General features: G+C 41.4%; 18 protein-coding genes. All 18 read right to left on the minus strand.

Going from position 1 to position 16,865, the window contains the following annotated elements; all coding sequences use genetic code 11:
* Position 1: 1 nt before the first annotated feature.
* A complete protein-coding gene (thrC, locus tag ACWIUD_RS01755) occupies positions 2 to 1,555 on the minus strand; it encodes a threonine synthase (RefSeq protein WP_454146093.1) in 1,554 nt (517 codons plus the stop codon).
* Entirely contained in the window at positions 1,540 to 2,250 is a 711-nt protein-coding gene (locus ACWIUD_RS01760) for a hypothetical protein (protein ID WP_454146095.1), read from the minus strand. Before ACWIUD_RS01760 ends, thrC begins: the two co-directional genes overlap by 16 nt.
* Positions 2,247 to 3,086, minus strand: coding sequence for a pseudouridine synthase (locus tag ACWIUD_RS01765; protein ID WP_454146097.1), 840 nt, complete (start codon positions 3,084 to 3,086; stop codon positions 2,247 to 2,249). The genes ACWIUD_RS01760 and ACWIUD_RS01765 overlap by 4 nt, the downstream gene beginning before the upstream one ends.
* Positions 3,083 to 6,709: a DNA polymerase III subunit alpha gene (gene dnaE, locus ACWIUD_RS01770; RefSeq protein WP_454146099.1), complete on the minus strand. Its 3,627-nt coding sequence runs from the start codon at positions 6,707 to 6,709 to the stop codon at positions 3,083 to 3,085. The genes ACWIUD_RS01765 and dnaE overlap by 4 nt, the downstream gene beginning before the upstream one ends.
* Positions 6,710 to 6,813: 104 nt before the next feature.
* The gene (locus ACWIUD_RS01775; protein WP_454135832.1) at positions 6,814 to 6,984 is read right to left on the minus strand and encodes a hypothetical protein; all 171 of its coding nucleotides are present in this window, start codon (positions 6,982 to 6,984) and stop codon (positions 6,814 to 6,816) included.
* Between the two features lie 7 nt (positions 6,985 to 6,991).
* The gene (locus tag ACWIUD_RS01780) at positions 6,992 to 8,326 is read right to left on the minus strand and encodes a sodium-dependent transporter (RefSeq protein ID WP_454146101.1); all 1,335 of its coding nucleotides are present in this window, start codon (positions 8,324 to 8,326) and stop codon (positions 6,992 to 6,994) included.
* A gap of 79 nt (positions 8,327 to 8,405) precedes the next feature.
* Entirely contained in the window at positions 8,406 to 8,537 is a 132-nt protein-coding gene (locus ACWIUD_RS01785) for a hypothetical protein (protein WP_454146103.1), read from the minus strand.
* A gap of 80 nt (positions 8,538 to 8,617) precedes the next feature.
* Positions 8,618 to 9,034: a hypothetical protein gene (locus ACWIUD_RS01790; RefSeq protein WP_454146105.1), complete on the minus strand. Its 417-nt coding sequence runs from the start codon at positions 9,032 to 9,034 to the stop codon at positions 8,618 to 8,620.
* Complete coding sequence (locus ACWIUD_RS01795; protein ID WP_454146107.1) at positions 9,031 to 9,762, minus strand: LEM-3-like GIY-YIG domain-containing protein; 732 nt, start codon at positions 9,760 to 9,762, stop codon at positions 9,031 to 9,033. Before ACWIUD_RS01795 ends, ACWIUD_RS01790 begins: the two co-directional genes overlap by 4 nt.
* A 252-nt stretch (positions 9,763 to 10,014) precedes the next feature.
* A complete protein-coding gene (locus ACWIUD_RS01800) occupies positions 10,015 to 10,173 on the minus strand; it encodes a hypothetical protein (protein WP_454146109.1) in 159 nt (52 codons plus the stop codon).
* Positions 10,160 to 10,441: a hypothetical protein gene (locus ACWIUD_RS01805; protein ID WP_454146111.1), complete on the minus strand. Its 282-nt coding sequence runs from the start codon at positions 10,439 to 10,441 to the stop codon at positions 10,160 to 10,162. The genes ACWIUD_RS01800 and ACWIUD_RS01805 overlap by 14 nt, the downstream gene beginning before the upstream one ends.
* Before the next feature lie 12 nt (positions 10,442 to 10,453).
* The gene (locus ACWIUD_RS01810) at positions 10,454 to 11,503 is read right to left on the minus strand and encodes a WlaTC/HtrL family glycosyltransferase (protein WP_454146113.1); all 1,050 of its coding nucleotides are present in this window, start codon (positions 11,501 to 11,503) and stop codon (positions 10,454 to 10,456) included.
* 7 nt (positions 11,504 to 11,510) lie between these two features.
* On the minus strand, positions 11,511 to 12,959 hold the full coding sequence (gene gatB / locus ACWIUD_RS01815) for an Asp-tRNA(Asn)/Glu-tRNA(Gln) amidotransferase subunit GatB (RefSeq protein WP_454146115.1): 1,449 nt from the start codon (positions 12,957 to 12,959) through the stop codon (positions 11,511 to 11,513).
* A 61-nt stretch (positions 12,960 to 13,020) separates the two neighbouring features.
* Positions 13,021 to 13,512, minus strand: coding sequence for a hypothetical protein (locus tag ACWIUD_RS01820; protein WP_454146117.1), 492 nt, complete (start codon positions 13,510 to 13,512; stop codon positions 13,021 to 13,023).
* Positions 13,513 to 13,600: 88 nt separating this feature from the next.
* Positions 13,601 to 13,996, minus strand: a complete 396-nt coding sequence (locus ACWIUD_RS01825) for a hypothetical protein (RefSeq protein ID WP_454146119.1) — start codon at positions 13,994 to 13,996, stop codon at positions 13,601 to 13,603.
* 78 nt (positions 13,997 to 14,074) lie between these two features.
* On the minus strand, positions 14,075 to 15,271 hold the full coding sequence (lpoB, locus tag ACWIUD_RS01830) for a penicillin-binding protein activator LpoB (protein WP_454146121.1): 1,197 nt from the start codon (positions 15,269 to 15,271) through the stop codon (positions 14,075 to 14,077).
* Positions 15,272 to 15,286: 15 nt separating this feature from the next.
* Positions 15,287 to 16,147, minus strand: a complete 861-nt coding sequence (locus ACWIUD_RS01835; protein ID WP_454146123.1) for a TM2 domain-containing protein — start codon at positions 16,145 to 16,147, stop codon at positions 15,287 to 15,289.
* 11 nt (positions 16,148 to 16,158) lie between these two features.
* A complete protein-coding gene (locus ACWIUD_RS01840) occupies positions 16,159 to 16,752 on the minus strand; it encodes a uracil-DNA glycosylase family protein (protein ID WP_454146125.1) in 594 nt (197 codons plus the stop codon).
* Between the last annotated feature and the right edge of the window lie 113 nt (positions 16,753 to 16,865).

Raw genomic sequence — 16,865 nt, forward strand, 5'->3', positions numbered from 1 at the left:
ATCAAATCTCTAAAAATTTATTGCAGATTGAAACGATAGCATTTTTTATTTCATCTTTGCTAATTTGGGTGCAATTCACTTCATCTTTGTCAAATAAATTTCTTATATTTTTGTGGATTTTTAGGTTGAATTTTTGGCTGATTTTTAGCATTGCATCTTTTTCGGATTTTTTAGATTCTTCGCTTCGGCGAGAATGACAAATAGGGGTGGATTCGGCGTTTAGATTCATTAGATTTGCCGAATCGAGTGCGCTTTTGATTGTCGGCACGAATTTGCACCATTCTGCCGTAGAACAGACGATAATTTTTCGGCTTGAATCCGCCTTTTTTGCGCCCAAAATCGCATTTGCGCTGTGCGGGTCGATGATAATATTTTGCTTTGCATAATGCGCGATGATTTCTAGCACAGATTCATCATCAAAGCTAAATGCGTCAAAAATTTCTTGTATTTTTGAGAGTTCATTATCGCTTAATTTATAGCATTTTTTGGCTTCTAAATCGCTCATCAAATCTTTTGTCCGATTCGCCCCAAATAGCGCAAAAAGCACCCGTTCGACATTTGAGCTTTTCAAAATATCCATCGCAGGGGAGTTTGTCTTAATCAGTGTGCGATTTGAAATATCATAAACGCCCCGCGCCATTAGCGTTTCAAGCACATTATTCGCATTTGTGGCGATGATGATTTTAGCAATAGGGACACCCATAAGTTTGGCATAAAACGCACCCAAAGCATTGCCAAAATTCCCGCTAGGCACGACAATATCAAAGCTTTCACTCTCTGTAATCGCACCCAAATCACGCAAGAAAATATAACTATGAATGTGATAAATGATTTGAAATGCGATTCGCCCGAAATTCACAGAATTACTCGCGCTTAAATGCAAGTTTTTTGCGCTCAAAAATGCGCGAAAATCGCTGTCATTTAGCAAATTTTTTAGCGCGTTTTGCGTGTCATCAAAGTTGCCATCAACCTCCAAAACGGCGATATTTTTAGCGTCATTTGTAGTCATTTGAAGCCGTTGCACCGCGCTTGTGCCATCTTTTGGGAACATACATATTCCAAAAATATTTGGTTTATTTTTGATTGCCTCCAAAGTCGCTGGTCCCGTGTCGCCACTTGTTGCGCTCAAAATCAAATATCTTTTATTTTGCAGACTATTTTCACGCTTGGCTAAATCGCAAAGAAGCGCACCAAAAGGTTGCATTGCCATATCCTTAAATGCGCGTGTAGGTCCTGTGAAAAGGTTTTGCAAAAAGATATTTGGCTCGATTTTTGTGTAGCTTAAAGGCAAGTTTGGATTGTCAAAATTCTTGTAAGATTCAAGGCTAATTTTGCGCCAATCAATGCCGATTCGCTCAAAAATATAAGAAATTAGCTCATTATAATTTAGATTTTTAATGGCGTTTAAGTCGATTTTTGGGAGCGATTTTGGCTCATTTGGTAAAGTCCATAATCCGCCAAAACTCGCCTCTGGGTTTAGCACCGCACTAAAAAAATCGCTCTTTTTATCTCTAATCCCGTCATTTCCGCGTGTTTCTACTAACATTTTTTGCATTTTTGCCTCCGTGTGTTTTGTTTGGATTGCTTCGGCGATGAATCGCCTCGCAATGACGAAATGAGCGTGGATTGCTTCGTTGTTTTCGATTCGCTCAAACTGCCTCGCAATGACGAAGTGGGGGCAGATTCTACCTTTTGTCCCCCCTCCCTTGCGGAGGGGGTTAGGGGGTGGGTATTTTTTATTTTAGATTCTGCGTTTTCGTGCGAGATTCTGCGATTCACAGAATCTTCGTCATTTTCCGTCATTGCGAGATTCTGCGTAGCAGAATCGTGGCAATCTAAATTCAGATTCTGCGATTTCACATTAGATTCTGCGATTTTTGACGCAAAAATCGCAGAATCTACGCCATTTTTTAGATTAGATTCGCTTGTTTCTTCTAGCAAAAAGGGCTGCACCCCCCGCCCCGCTCCCCCTACGCGCCAAAAAGCAGCCGCTTTTTCGCTTTTAGGGGGAGTGCCTCGCTTTTCCGCTTCTAGCAAAAAATCGGCACTCGCACTACTGCTCGTTTGCTCCCGATTTTTTGCACCACGAAGCGGGCGAGTTTTGGGTGCTTCGCACAAATTATTTTTTTTGGATTGCTTCGTTGCACTCGCTTCGCTTCGTGCGCCTCGCAATGACGAAGTGTTGGCAGATTCTGCGATTTTACGCAAGATTCTGCAATTTGCAGAATCTAATAACAATATTTCATTCATTTATTTGCCTTTTTCGCGCTAGATTCTGCGATTTTTTGGGATTTCGCGCTAGATTCTGCGATTTTTGTTTGATTCGCAGAATCTTTTAAAAACTCTCGCACTTTTTTATATTCTTTTTTATTCAAAAAGCGGCTTTTGCCACAAGGCAGGGCATTTAAGTGGATAAAGCCAAAACTCACGCGCTCTAAATCCACCACTTCCAACCCAAAGTGCGCGAAAAATCGGCGCAATTCCCTATTTTGCCCCTCATTTATGCCGACTTTGATTTTCGTGTATCCGCCACTTGTCCGCACAATCTCAAAAAACGCAAATGGCGCAAAATCCATTCCCACAATCTTGCTATTTTTATGCCCTCCAGCCCTAGCATCCGCCAAACTCAAACCATTTTGCGCCGAATCCAAAATCTTTGAGCGCGTAGAATCCGTGATTTTTCCACTCACTTTGACATTATAGATTCGCACCAAATCGCTTTTTGTAAGCGCGGTGGCGATTTTCACGCTATCACTTAAAATCAAAAGCCCACTACTCGCAAAGTCCAACCTCCCCACAGGCGTAAAATGCTTGAAGCGAGTTTCAAGCGAATCAAAAATCACTTTGCGCCCTCTGTCATCTTTGCGACTTACAAGTTCGCCCTTTGGCTTGTTGTATGCGATTATGGTGTATTGATTTTGTGGCTTAATTTGGCGCGAATCGACAAAAACTTTGTCATTTTCGCCTACTTTGTCGCTTAAAACCGCGACTTTGCGCCCTATTTTTACCCTGCCACTTTGCACCAAAATATCCGCTTCTCTGCGAGAAAACTTCGTGTTGTGCGATAAAAATTGATTTATTCTCACGCGATTTCTTTCACTTTGCTTTTAAAATTATCATTTATTTTTAGCGCAGTGGTGATTTTGTGCGTGTGTGCGCCGTCCTTTACCATAAAAATCAGCACTTCATCGCCGACATTATTTAGCGCAAGATTTTGAATCTCTTTTAGCTTCGCATACGAAATATCGCAGGGCAAGGCAAAAGTAAAGTTTAGGCAACTATCATTTAAGGCATTTGCATTTAGCGCATTTGCATTTATCGCAGAATCTGCCAAATTCGCAGAATCTACGCTAGATTCTGCGTTTTGCGCGTTTGATTCTGCGCTAGATTCTGCGTCTTTTTTAAACTCAGGGATAATCTTTCGCTTTTGCGCCTCTTCAAAGCTCAAAACACCGCTTAGTCGCAGTGAAATGCTTTTATCCCTGCTATCCTCCCCTGCTTGGCACAAAAAGCACAGCGGCACTCCCTGCGCGGCGTTTTCAATCACGGGCAAGTCCTTTTCAAACACGCTAATTTGCACATTTCCCACGCTATCAACTATCAGCACTTCGGCAAATCGCGTCCCCTTTTTGCTTATGCGAAACTTTATATCCTTAATCACGCCCACGATAAACGCCCGTGAGCGGTCTTGCAAATCCTGTATTTGATACCCAAGCACCACGCCTTTAATTTTTTTGATTTTGTCCTTGTAATCCTCCATCGGGTTGCCACTCATAAAAATGCCTATCATATCGTATTCAAAGTCCAAAAGCTCCGCTTTGCTAAACTCATCCACCGCCTTAATATCAAGCGAAATGCTTGGCGTTTCCTCCACAAATAGCGCGTTTGAAGTATCATAGCTTGAATTTTCGCGCACTTTGTCAGCGAGTAAATCTAAGTTTTCAATAATCGTGCGCGTATTGTAGCCCAAATTACCCAAAGAGCCGGATTTTGCGAGAGATTCAAGCACTCGTTTATTTATGACTTTGCTATCCATTTTGCTTAAAAACTCTTCTAAATTATTGAATTTACCGCCATTTTTCGCCCGTGCCTCCAAAATATTTTCGATAGGCTTCTCGCCAATGCCCTTAATCGCGCTAAATCCATAAATGATTTTTTTAGTGCCATCGATTTCAACCACGCTAAAATCTCTATTTGAATAATTTATATGCGGTGGGAGCACTTCAATCCCCATATTTCGGCACTCTTCGATATATTTGTTGATATTATCGGGCTTGTTTTTTTCGCTTGTAAGCAACGCTGCCATAAATTCATAGCGGTAGTAAGTTTTCAAATACGCCGTTTGAAAGGTGACAAAGGCATAAGCTGCGGAGTGAGATTTGTTAAATCCATATTCGGCGAATTTTACGATTAGCTCCCAAAGAGATTCGCATTTTTGCCGTGCAAAGCCCTTAGATTCTGCGCCATTTAGAAATTTCTCTTTATTGTCCTGCATAATTTTGGCGTCCTTTTTCCCCATCGCACGGCGTATCAAATCCGCCTCTCCAAGTGAAAATCCGCCAATGACTTGGACTATTTGCATAATTTGCTCTTGATAAATTATCGCGCCATAAGTCTTTTCTAAAATGGGTTTTAGCTCATCGAAAATGTATTCGATTTTTTGCCGTCCGTGCTTGCGTGCGCTAAACTCATCAATCGTCCCCATCGGTCCGGGGCGATAGAGCGCAATCATCGCCAAAATATCCTCAAAAGTATTAGGACGCAGAATCCTTGCCGCCGAGCGCATACCGCTTGATTCAATTTGAAACATACCTAGCGTATTGCCCGCTTGAATTTCATCATAGACTTTTTTGTCATTCAAATCGACATTGTTAAAGTCAATCTTTTGCGGGATAATTTCAAGTGCGTTTTGAATCACCGTTAGCGTTTTTAGTCCCAAAAAGTCAAATTTGATGAGATTCACCTTCTCCAAATAATCCATCGAATACTGCGTAACGACTTCGTTATTGATTAGGCAAAGTGGGATTTTGTCCCAAAGCTCATTTTCGCTATCGATGACAATCGCTGCGGCGTGGGTGCTTGTGTTGCGCTTTTGGGACTCCAAATTTAGGCTCATATCCCACACTTTGCGCAAAACTTCATCGCCATTTATCGCATTTGCGATTTTTGGCTCTTTTTCAAAGGCGTCATTTAGGTGAATCTTCAACTCATTTGGAATTAGCTTTGCAAATTCATCCGCCTTTTTATACTCCACATCAAAAACCCGCGCCACATCGCGAATCACAGACTTTGCCGACATTGAGTTAAAGGTAACCACGTGCGCGACATTGTATTTGCCATATTTTTGCTCGACATATTCGATGATTTCGCCCCGCCTACTTTGGCAAAAGTCCATATCAATATCAGGCATACTCACGCGCTCAGGGTTCAAAAATCGCTCAAAAAGCAAATCGTGCTTCAATGGGTCAATGTCCGTTATCTCCAAACAAAACGCCACCAAACTCCCAGCCGCACTACCGCGCCCGGGTCCCACAGGAATCTTTCGCGCCTTTGCTTCTCTTACAAAATCCCACACAATAAGCATATATCCGCAAAATTTCATTGTCGCAATGACTTGCATTTCATATTCTAGCCGTTTTTTGTAGGTTTCGTGCATAGATTCATCGATAGTTTTTAGGCGCGATTCAAGCCCTTTTAGGCATTTGTAGCGAAAATATGGCTCATCATCGCTAAAATCTAACCCATCATTTTTGGCGTATTCGCTTGTGAATTTAAAGCTAGGTGGCGTGGGCGCGGAGTATGGGATAATCACTTCGCCTTTGTCATTTTTAAGCTCAATGCTTTTTAAGTCAATGATGAGATTGCATTTATCTGCGATTTCTTGCGTATTTTCTAGGACTTCGGGGATGTCAGCAAAGATTTTGCGCATCTCTGCTTGGGATTTCACATAAAATTCATTCACAGAGTGCTTCAAGCGGTTTGAATCTTGGAGTTTTTTGCCTGTGGAGATACACATTAGGATTTCTTGGCTAAATGCGTGTTCTTTTTGCGTGTAGTGCGCGTCATTTGTGGCGATGAGTTTAATGTCGCATTCACGCGATAATTTTATCACCTGCTCATCGATAAATTTCTGCTCTGCAATGCCGTGCCGCATAATCTCTATGTAAAAATCATCGCCAAAAATGTCTTTGTATTCTAACGCGACTTGCTTTGCGTAGTCATAGCCTTTTGCGCCTGTATTTTTGCGCCCGATTGTGTTTAGGTGATAATTCACTTCGCCTTGCAAACACGCCGATGAGCAAATAAGCCCCTCACAACGCTGCCTTAAAATCGCTTTGTTGATTCGCGGTTTGCGATAAAAGCCCTTTAAACACGCCATCGAGCTTAAATACATTAGATTTTTGTAGCCCACTTCGTTTTTGGCAAAAAGGCACAAGTGAAATGCGGGGGATTGCGGGTCTTTGGTGTCAAGCGATTCGCCGTTGTGGATATAGGTTTCAATGCCGATTATGGGCTTTATGCCCTCTTTTAGCATTGTGGTATAAAAATCAATCGCGCCGTGAAGGACGCCGTGGTCGGTAATCGCCACAGAATCCATACCAAAAGATTTGAGTTGTTTTGCGAGTTTTTTGATTTGATTTGCGCCATCAAGCAAAGAATATTCGGTATGCAAGTGTAAATGCGTGAAATTGCCTGAAAAATTGCTCATTTTGTGTCCTTTTTGATTTTAGATTCTGCGAATTTTAGCAAAATCATTATTAGATTCTGCGAATTTTATGCGAGATTCTGCGAAACAAACAAAAAACGCAGAATCTAGCGCAGATTCTGCGTTTTTTGTATTAGATTCTGCATTCGCAGAATCTCAATCGAAGTAATGGCGGTGTGGCTTTGCACGAAGTTTGCCCCGTTGCTAGGAAATAGAACTAGTGGTTCATTGACGACGCAATGGGGCAAACTTCGTGTGAATTGCATACCCCAGAACAAATTGCCCCTAAAAGCTATCGATAAATTTCCATATCAACACCGCTACGATTACTATCGGCGCGACATATTTCACAATCACATACCACACATTAAATAGCTTTCGGCTCATAAACCCACGCGCAAATTTATACACGACTTCTTTTCGCACAAAATACGCCAAAAAAATCAACGCAGAAAGCGCCCCCAAAGGCATAATAATCGCCGCTGTGATAAAGTCCATCCAATCAAAAAAATTCTTACCAAAAAATGTAAGATACGCCTTTGTCCCTTCATTCATCGATAAAATCACCAAAACCCCTACCAAAAATATCATCACACACAAAGCATAAGACGCCTTTGTGCGCGAGATTTTGTAGGTGTTTGAGAGATATGCCACAGGCGGCTCTAAAATGCTGATTGTCGAAGTGATACCCGCAAAAAGCACCGCCAAAAAGAATAACACAGAAATAATCCACCCTTGCGCCATATCGCCAAAGACAATCGGCAGACTAATGAAAAGCATCCCCGGACCCGAGCTTGCGGGCTGTCCATTTTCAAATAAAAATGTGAAAATCACCAACCCCGCGATGATTGAGACCACAATGCCAGATAGCGCAATCCAAATGGCACTTGTTAGCAAGTTTTCGCCCTTTTTGGCGGATGAGCTATAAGTGATAATCGTCCCTACGCCCAAAGACAGCGAGAAAAAGACCTGCGAGAGTGCGATAATCACCACGCTTGGCGTGATTTTGCTAAACTCAAATTCAAATAAAAACTTCGCAGAATCTACAAATTTATCCATACTCATCGCGTAAAAAAACAGCCCGATAAAGATGATAAAAAGCAAGGGCATAAGCACCAAATTATACTTCTCCAAACCATCTTTTACGCCCTTTGAGACGATAAATCCTGTGAAAAATATACAAAATGCAAACGAAATCAAAGACGCCAAAAAATTATGCTCGGTAAGATTAGCAAACATTTCTCCACTCGCCTTTGCGTCCTGTGGCAGAGAAAAACTACCCACAAAAAGATAGTAAAACACCCACCCAAGCACCACAGCATAAAATGTCAAAATGATAGGACCGCCTACAATCATCAGTCCCGCCTTATTCCAATGTCCGCGCGTGGTTTTATCAAGCTCTCTAAACGCGGCTACGGCGTTTTTCTGCGTTTTGTTGCCGATAATCATCTTTGCCACAAGGATTGGCACGCCGATGGCAATGGTTAGCGCGACATACAGCACCACAAACGCGCCACCGCCGTATTCTCCCGCCATATACGGAAACCGCCAAATATGCCCAAGCCCAATGGAGCTCCCCAAAGTCGCCAAAATAAACCCGATTTTGCTGAAATTATTCATAATTCGCCTTGCAATTTTTGATAAAAAAGAGTGAAATTTTATTGTAAATATTTTAAGTTTGCGTTAAGTGGATGAAAAATTATAGATTCTGCGTGTAGATTCTGCGAAATTTGGGTGGTTTTGTGATAGATTCTGCGATTTTTGTTAAAAACGCAGAATCTGCGTTCAATTTCGTCATTGTGAGATTCTGCGATTTTCGTGCGAATCGCAAAATCTCATCACATTAAAGTAATCCAAAGGGCACAAATCTAAAAAGCAAAGAAAATCAATGACAAAAAATTGAATTGATATTTATAACCAATCCGCATCTATCAATTCTATTTCTAACTTTTTGGTTTGTTTATCCTCCCACGCTCTAAAATGATATACGCTATACTTATCATACCACCTAATTATTATATTATAAATACTAGCATCTCTATCAGAATCTCCCAAATTACAATCAGCTATCGTATCGTCATTGTCAGAATAGCGAACATAATATTTTATTTCTTCACCAATTCTGTATCTTTTTTTCTTTTTATAATATTTGATACAGCCAACCACTAATTCTTCGCTCATTATTCTTTTATTGTTACCTTTGACATTTAAGATTACCTTATTTTTATCATCTTTTGCTTCCCAACCAAAAATTCTATCTGATATGGTAACTTTTTCTCCAAATGCAAAACTTACAAATATCGCCATTATCAAACATAACTTTCTCATTTTTCACCTCCATTTTTAGAATACAACACAGGATTTGCCATACCTTTTGTGCGGTAATGCTCGGGGATTCGCTTATTTATAAAAAGTTCGCGAATCTCTTGCCTTGCGACTTTGCCGTCAAATTCATAGCGTCCTTTTAGGTTTGATTCTTGCCACTTTTCCACTTCAAAGACTTCTTTGACTATGCCATCCATCACGCATAGCACAAATCTATCTTTGGCTTTTTCTGGCGAGATTTTCCACGCATAGCGACAGGTTTCATAATAGCTTCCGCGCTCATCTAAAAATCTTTGCTTGATTTTAATCATCATAAAAGGCGGTTTGTCGCAATCGCTAAATTCCTCGCAAGAATACACTTTTTGCAAGGTTTCAGCCCTAGCAATACCATAATCATCGCTATCTGCGCCACTTTGCTCGTTTGCCAAAAACTCTAAACCATAAAAATCAATCAAAGTCGCTTCTACAACTTCGGCTTCTTTCGCACTTAATCCGTGTCGCAAAATAAGGTGCATTACCTCTAAATTTTCTTGTTTGATTTGATTGATGATTTTGTGCTTATCTTTTTCGGCATTTTCGCCCATATTTTGCGCTTCTTTTATGTGCTGAAAGATTCGATTATTTTGCCCCCTGCCTATGTAAAAATATCGCCCATTGCGCGGGTCAATAAGTCCATAGACATAGTGCCCTAATTTCTCGCACACTTCATTGCTGAATCTATCGATTGTCATTTTTTGCTCCTTAAAATTAAATTTTTTTGCCCCTTTTGATTTTGGGGCGAATCTTGCCTAACCGACGCCTTAAAAAGCGCAGAATCTTTGCGTGAAAAATCTAAATATTCATTTTCACGCCTTTTAGAAAAATGCAAAGAATTTGCCTAGTTTGCGGAGAAAATCGCAATAATAAAAATCGTGGTGGTGAAAATCGTAGAAGTAAAAAGATGAAATTGCGTGAAGATTCGTAGAATCTAATTAAGTGTGTAGTTAAAAACGGGGGGGGGGGATTTGCCTAAAATGTCTAAAATGCGCTGAATGTTTTGCTAGATATTCGCTAAATATTTCGCCAAATGCTTTGCGATTTGCGATGAGTGCTTTGTGAAGTTTGTCAAATATTTTGCTAAATGCCTTGCTAAATGCGCTCAAACTCTACCATTTTTAAAAAATGCGAAATTTTATAAAAAATAAACTTAAAGAAAAAATGCTGCGCGAGATTCTGCCCTAATTCCGTCATTGCGAGATTTGCGAATGCAAATCGTGGCAATCTACAAAACAAAATACATAGATTGCTTCGGCACTTCGTGCCTCGCAATGACGAAGTGGTGGTAGATTCTGCGAATTTCGTGTGATTTTCGCAGAATCTTACAATGACGGATTTTCGCAACATCGCAGAATCTGCCATAAAAAATACCAAAATTCGCAGAATCTATCGCCCAAAAATCGCCTTTATAAATCGCTTTATCGCCCTTCGCAGTTCTTTTGCATTCGCCCTAATCGCCCTAAAATTCTCTCGCAGATTCTGCGAATATGACTTATTTTGCGGAGATTCTGCGATTTTTGGCGATTCTAAAAACTTTGGCGCATAAACTTCGCCCGCCAAATCCGCCACATTTAGCACTTCGCATTGAAAAATCGAAGGCGTTTTTGTCTTAATCGCCTTTCGCAAATGTGACGGGATAAAATAAAATAGCGCACCAAACCACCCATCCACCGCATAAATCGCGCATTCTTTTGGATAGTTTCTTGCCACCCACAAATACAGCTTTTGGTCATCATCCATTATTTGAAAGCTCACAAACGCGCGGAGTGCTTCTTTTAGGCGGGAGTTAAACTTCAACCAAGCATTTCCCCCCCCCCCCATAACATTGCCAATTAGAAAATGCTCCGTGCCCTGCGTTAAAATATGTGGCATTGTATTCGAGTCAATCGCACCAAGCGAAAAAAGATGGATTTTATCCTCCGCCAAAGTCGCACAAATCGCAGAATCTGGCGCAAGTTCAAAGTCAAACTGCGTAGAATCTGCAAAATAATATCCATTAAAGTTATATCCAAAGTCTAACCAAAGGAATACGCCGTCCCTAGATTCTGCATAATTTCGCACAAAATCGCACACAAAAAACGACTTGCAATACATCAAATAATCATACTCTGCGCTCGTATGTGGCGGATGCGTAGGGTCAAATCGCCCCTGCGTTTGATTAAATCTCGCAAATGTGCCCTTAATCGCCTCATAATCATTTGGCGCAAAATCTAAAAGCGACTTTTTGATAATTTGCGTTTTACCCCCACCTCGCGCACTTCTCATCATATAAATCTCATCTTCAATATCCAAATCCGTGTAAATCACAATGTCATTTTTCAGCCCCGCCCAAAAGCCAAAAAATGCCAAATAATCCGCCGTTGTGCGCTTTGCTTTGTAAGATTGTGCGCTAGTTTTTGCTAAGTCTAATTTGTAATATGCCGTGATTATTGTCATTTTCGCCTCACAATTTCTCTTTTAGTAATTCATTTACCCTCGCAGGATTTGCGCCTTTGGCGTTTTTCATCACTTGCCCTACAAAAAAGCCAAAAAGTTTATCTTTACCACTTTTATACTCCGCGACTTTATCGGCATTTGCGCTTAGCACGGATTCAATCGCGCCCAAAATCGCACCATCGTCATTTACTTGCGCAAGTCCAAGTGATTGTATAAGGCTATCTACTTCTAGCTTTTTGCCACTCTCATCTACGCCACGCTTCTCTACTAGCAAATCCAAAATCTGCTTGCCACTTTTGCCACTTATGGCGTTAGATTCTACGCTTTTTACTAGATTTGCCAAAGTCGCAGAATCCACCCCGCAAGTTTGCAGAGTATTCTCTCCCTTTAATCGCCCCAAAAGCTCGTTACCAAGCCACACAAACGCCCCCTTGCCACTTGCGCCATTTTCTATCATAGATTCAAAGTATTGCGCGAGTTCTAGCTCATTTGTCAGCATTTGCGCATCTTTTGGCTTCAATCCAAAGTCATTGATATATCGCGCGCGCTTCTCATCAGGCATTTCAGCGATTTGCTGCCCTTCGCGCATTAGATTTTCATCGATAAACACGGGGAGCAAATCAGGGTCGGGGAAATAGCGATAATCCGCCGCTTCCTCCTTGCCCCGCATAGAGCGCGTCTGCCCCTTTTGCGTGTCAAAAAGGCGCGTTTCTTGCACCACTTCGGCTTCATATTTGCCATCTTCCCACGCCTCTCTTTGCCTTTGCACCTCGTATTCAATCGCTTTTTGGATAAATTTAAACGAGTTTAGATTCTTAATCTCCACGCGTGTGTAAAGCGTAGAATCTCCACGCGGACGGATTGAGACATTCGCATCACAGCGGAAGCTCCCCTCCTGCATATTCGCATCGCTAATGCCTAAAAAGCGCACGATTGAATGGAGTTTCTTTAAATACGCCACCGCCTCATCGCTACTGCGCATATCTGGCTCGCTTACGATTTCTAGCAATGGCGTGCAGGCGCGGTTTAAATCGACTTTGGAGTATGTGCTTTCGTGGATATTTTTGCCCGCGTCTTCTTCTAAATGTGCGCGAGTTACACCGATAATTTTACGGGTGGATTCAGAATCTAGCTCAATCTCAATTTCTCCCCGTCCCACGATTGGAATCTCATATTGGCTGATTTGATACGCCTTTGGCAAATCGGGGTAAAAATAGTTTTTTCGCGCAAAAATCGAATTTTGGTTAATAACCGCATTTATCGCCGTGCCAAATTGAATAGCCTTTTTTACCGCCTCGCGGTTAAGCACGGGCAGTGCCCCGGGCAGTGCAAGGCAAGTGGGGCAGACATTTTTATTTGGCTCTTCGCCAAAGCTTGTCGCACAACTACAAAAGATTTTGGTTTTGGTATTTAGCTGGACATGGACTTCTAGCCCGATGATTGTTTCAAATTCCATTGATTTTCCTTATCAAAAAAATAGCGCGATTATAGCAGGTTTTGCGCCAAAAATCACAAATTTATACAGCAGGTAGAATGTAGAGCGGTTCGCATTTGTCGCTAAAAATGCTTGAATCTAGCCTCATCGGGAGCGTAAAAGCATTTTGGCGTTTGGATTCAAGCGTGGTGGTGCGAATTGCGCCATTTTCCTTAAAAAAGTGGATTTTGCCATAAGCGTTTATAAACTCACTATCACTAAAATGAAACGAATCCGCGCAAAAAAGGCGTATTTTGCGATTTTGATTCACACTATTTCGCGCGATGATTAGGCTTTGCAAAAAAATATGCGTGAGTTTGAGCGCACTAAAATTGCCCGGTCCATTTGCATAATAAATATCAAAATCTTCGCCTATATCGCGCAAAATCTCGCCAAAAAGTTTTGGCAGAGTATCGCTAAATTTGCCCTCTTTTGCAAAAGAGCGCGTTAGCATTTTGTCCTCATAAATGCCAAGCATTATGGGCGAATCCACGCTAATTAGCAATAAATCATAATGTTTATTTTTTTGCGCCAAAATAATCTATCCTTAAAAATGCAAAATTTCAAAGGCGAAATTGTAACATAAATCTACACAAATCAAAGGCGAATCGCACCGCATTTTGTCATTGCGAGATTCTGCGATTCGCAGAATCGAAGCAATCCGCAGGATTGGATAAAGAAACTTCGGCTTTGCCTTGTTTTGCGAACGAAGTGAAGCAACCATCCAAATCAAGTGAATTTAAAAGAAAATGAAAATAAATGATACAAAAGCGAATCGATAAATAAGTTGCATTTAGATTCGCAAAAAGTAAGCGATTTGCATTTGATTCACAAGTCGCATTAGTGGATTGCCACGACTTGCAAGCAAGTCTCGCAATGACAAATTTTTGAGATATTTCGCTACGCTCAATATGACAAAGCGGGATTTTATGCAAGATTCTGCGATTCGTAGAATCTAACCCACCCCCCCCCTTTGTCCCACTCCGCAAGGGAATGGGAGAGTTTTTGAGATTCTTCACTCACTTCGTTCGCTCAGAATGACAATTTTTTGGATTGCTTCGGCGAATCTTGCGATTCGCCTCGCAATGACGAGAATATTAAAATAATTTGCGACAGCAAATTACAATTCGCAGAATTTGCGAGCGAAGCGAAGCAACAATCGAAGTAATGGCGGTGGTGCTTGCGTTGTTTTGGCGCGAAATGAGCGAGATAGAACTAATGGGAACACCCGAGCGAAATTTTGTGCCAAAATAACGCGTAAAGATTACCAAAGACACAAATTGCGCCAAAAACTCGCCGCTAATATCCAAATCGCTCATATATTCGCGCCTGTGGTAATCTGTCACATTTTCTAGCGTGAAATGCTCTTTGCCCGCCTTTTTGTAGGTGAAGTGGTAGAGCGCATTTAGCGCGATGCCAAAGTGCTCACCCAAGTCGCGCAAATATCCAATGCGAAAATTTAGCGGATAGGTGGGGTTAAACTCGCCTCCGTCCGCCTTTTTGTGCGTTGCGATGATGGCGTAGTTTTTGCCATTTGCATTTGTGCGAATCGTCCCAATATCCACAAATCCCACATTTAAAAGCGAAAAGTCAAAGCCAAAGATGAAGTGATTTTTGGATTTATCGTTGCTTTTTGTGGGAGATTCTGCGGGATTTGTGCGATTCGTAGAATCTGCGCTTTTGTGAGATTCTGCGAATTTAGATTCTGCGAATTTTGCCACTTCTTTTTTGGGTAATTTTTTAGAGATTTGCTCACTCCCTACCCATCGCACTGCGCCTAATTGCAAGTCAGTGAGTGTGAATGAAAACACATATTCGTTGATTTCATCATCGATTATTCGCTTATTTCGTTGCGTGATTGTCCCTGTGAGCGCGTAATGTGGCGCGATTAGGTTGCCTTGCTCGATTGTGGTGTATTGATTATACTCGGCGTTTTGGCGCAGTGTGCGCGAATCTGTGATAATTTGCTCGATTTTTTTGTCTCGCCCCGCATTTACGATGACAAATTTCCCGCTATTGCTTAAATGCCTTGTCAGCTCATTTGAGATGATTTCAATGTCAATGTTGTCATTGGTTTTGTTTTCTATCGCGCCGATTGTTAGCACTTTTGGCTCATTTTGCTTTTTTATGGTGGGGTGATTTAGCAATGAATCCACTTGCTTTTGCAACACATCGCCAATGTCGTGATTATCCAGCCCAAAGGTAACAAAATCGCGCGAATCGACATATTGCGGTTGATTTGTGCTACACGCGACAAAGAAAAGGGCGGATAAAATCATCGCATAGATTCGCAAAATTCACCCCGTGCCTTAAAATTCAACTACGCCTGTGCTTTGTAGTGGGATAATCTTATCGCCGTTGCCTTTATCGCTCACATAACTCTCACGCAGTTTTTGGCAAAATTCGCCATCGCCTAATTTGCTAGGATTAAAGTGCAAATTCCCCGTGCGCGTGTTTATCCAAAGCAATGGTAGTTTGCTTTCATTAAAACATAGCTTGTCCTTTGCGCCATCTTTATAAATGGGATAAACGCCGTTATTTTCGTAATGCCATCTATTGCTATCAAGTCCCGCGACACTTATAATCCACTCGCCCCAGCCGCCTTTTAATCTTTTGCCTTTGCCCCACGCCATATTTGGGTCGGTTGGCTTTGCAACTTTTGGATTGATACTATCTGCGAATATTTTTGCCACAATCGCCTTTTGCGCACTTGCCATATCGCTTCTAGCTACCGCCACCTGCGCATCGCTTTTTGTTGCTACAAATCTAGGCACAATAATTGCCGATAAGGGCAGTAGCAAAACAATCGCAAATCCAATCAAATCCGATTTCCCTAAAAATCGCTTTTGTCCGTCTTGTGCGGTTTTGAGCTTTGCCCTATTGTCAAGCACAATGCCAAGTGGCACTAAAAACCAATCCAAAAAATAAACAATGCCATATAAAATAGCATACGCGATTCCAGCCTCCGTGCCAACGGCAAAAAACACCACCAACGCCCCGATTATCCCAAAAAGCTTGATAATCCCAAGCAAAATGCTAATAATCCCGCCTTTGTAAAACCTATCAATCCCAAATCCGCCCAAAAAGATTGCTAGGACAAAGCCTATCACAGGGGATTTTAGATTCGCCACGACTACTTTTACATTTTCATTTTTTACATTTTCGCTCATTTTTGTCTCCTTTATTTTTCTAAAATTTCTTTGATTTGCTTGTAATCATCAAGCATTTTTTCATCGCTCACGCGCAACTTTGACAATGGCGAAGTCGAATAAAGCGGACAAACGATTTGGCGCGAATCATTGCAATGCGGAAAATATTTCGCATAATTCTCCCAAAGCCAAGATTCTACGCCCCACTTTTTAAAGTTTTTGCCTCGTGGCTCTGTGCTATTTTCGCTACCGCCGATTGTCGTAAAAATCTTTTGGATTTTTGCCGTGCGCAAAATCTCGCTTAAATCCACTTTTTCGCTCTCAGGCTCGGGCAAAATATGCTTATCGTATGCGCTATCTTGTGGATTTTTGTAGCAATGTCCCCAAATATCCCAAAGCGCGATACGATTCGACTTCAAAAATGTGATTTTGTCATCTTTTGACTTGCTTTTTAAATCGCTATCGCCAAATAACGCGCCCAAAATATCCCAAAAGCGATTGCTTGAATCGCCATAATAAAATCCCGCTTCTATCGAGCTTTTGGGCGGAAATGAGCCCAAAATCAGCACCTTTGAATCGCTCTCAAACACAGGCGCAAACGGGTGCTTTTGTGCTTTTGTATTCATTTTTTTATCCTTTTTTATTGAATTGTTGCTTGCTTAAAAATCCTAGATTCTGCGAATAAAAGCGCAGAATCTCGCGTGAAAAAATCTAAATATTTATTTTCACGCCTTTTAGA

The organism is Helicobacter sp. 23-1044 (assembly GCF_053654695.1).

Bases quoted from the DNA above. Each gene is read 5' to 3' on its own strand.
- thrC (WP_454146093.1), bottom strand. From the start codon at position 1,555: ATGCAAAAAATGTTAGTAGAAACACGCGGAAATGACGGGATTAGAGAT.
- ACWIUD_RS01760 (WP_454146095.1), bottom strand. From the start codon at position 2,250: ATGAATGAAATATTGTTATTAGATTCTGCAAATTGCAGAATCTTGCGT.
- dnaE (WP_454146099.1), bottom strand. From the start codon at position 6,709: ATGAGCAATTTTTCAGGCAATTTCACGCATTTACACTTGCATACCGAA.
- ACWIUD_RS01780 (WP_454146101.1), bottom strand. From the start codon at position 8,326: ATGAATAATTTCAGCAAAATCGGGTTTATTTTGGCGACTTTGGGGAGC.
- ACWIUD_RS01790 (WP_454146105.1), bottom strand. From the start codon at position 9,034: ATGAGAAAGTTATGTTTGATAATGGCGATATTTGTAAGTTTTGCATTT.
- ACWIUD_RS01795 (WP_454146107.1), bottom strand. From the start codon at position 9,762: ATGACAATCGATAGATTCAGCAATGAAGTGTGCGAGAAATTAGGGCAC.
- ACWIUD_RS01810 (WP_454146113.1), bottom strand. From the start codon at position 11,503: ATGACAATAATCACGGCATATTACAAATTAGACTTAGCAAAAACTAGC.
- gatB (WP_454146115.1), bottom strand. From the start codon at position 12,959: ATGGAATTTGAAACAATCATCGGGCTAGAAGTCCATGTCCAGCTAAAT.
- ACWIUD_RS01835 (WP_454146123.1), bottom strand. From the start codon at position 16,147: ATGAGCGAAAATGTAAAAAATGAAAATGTAAAAGTAGTCGTGGCGAAT.
- ACWIUD_RS01840 (WP_454146125.1), bottom strand. From the start codon at position 16,752: ATGAATACAAAAGCACAAAAGCACCCGTTTGCGCCTGTGTTTGAGAGC.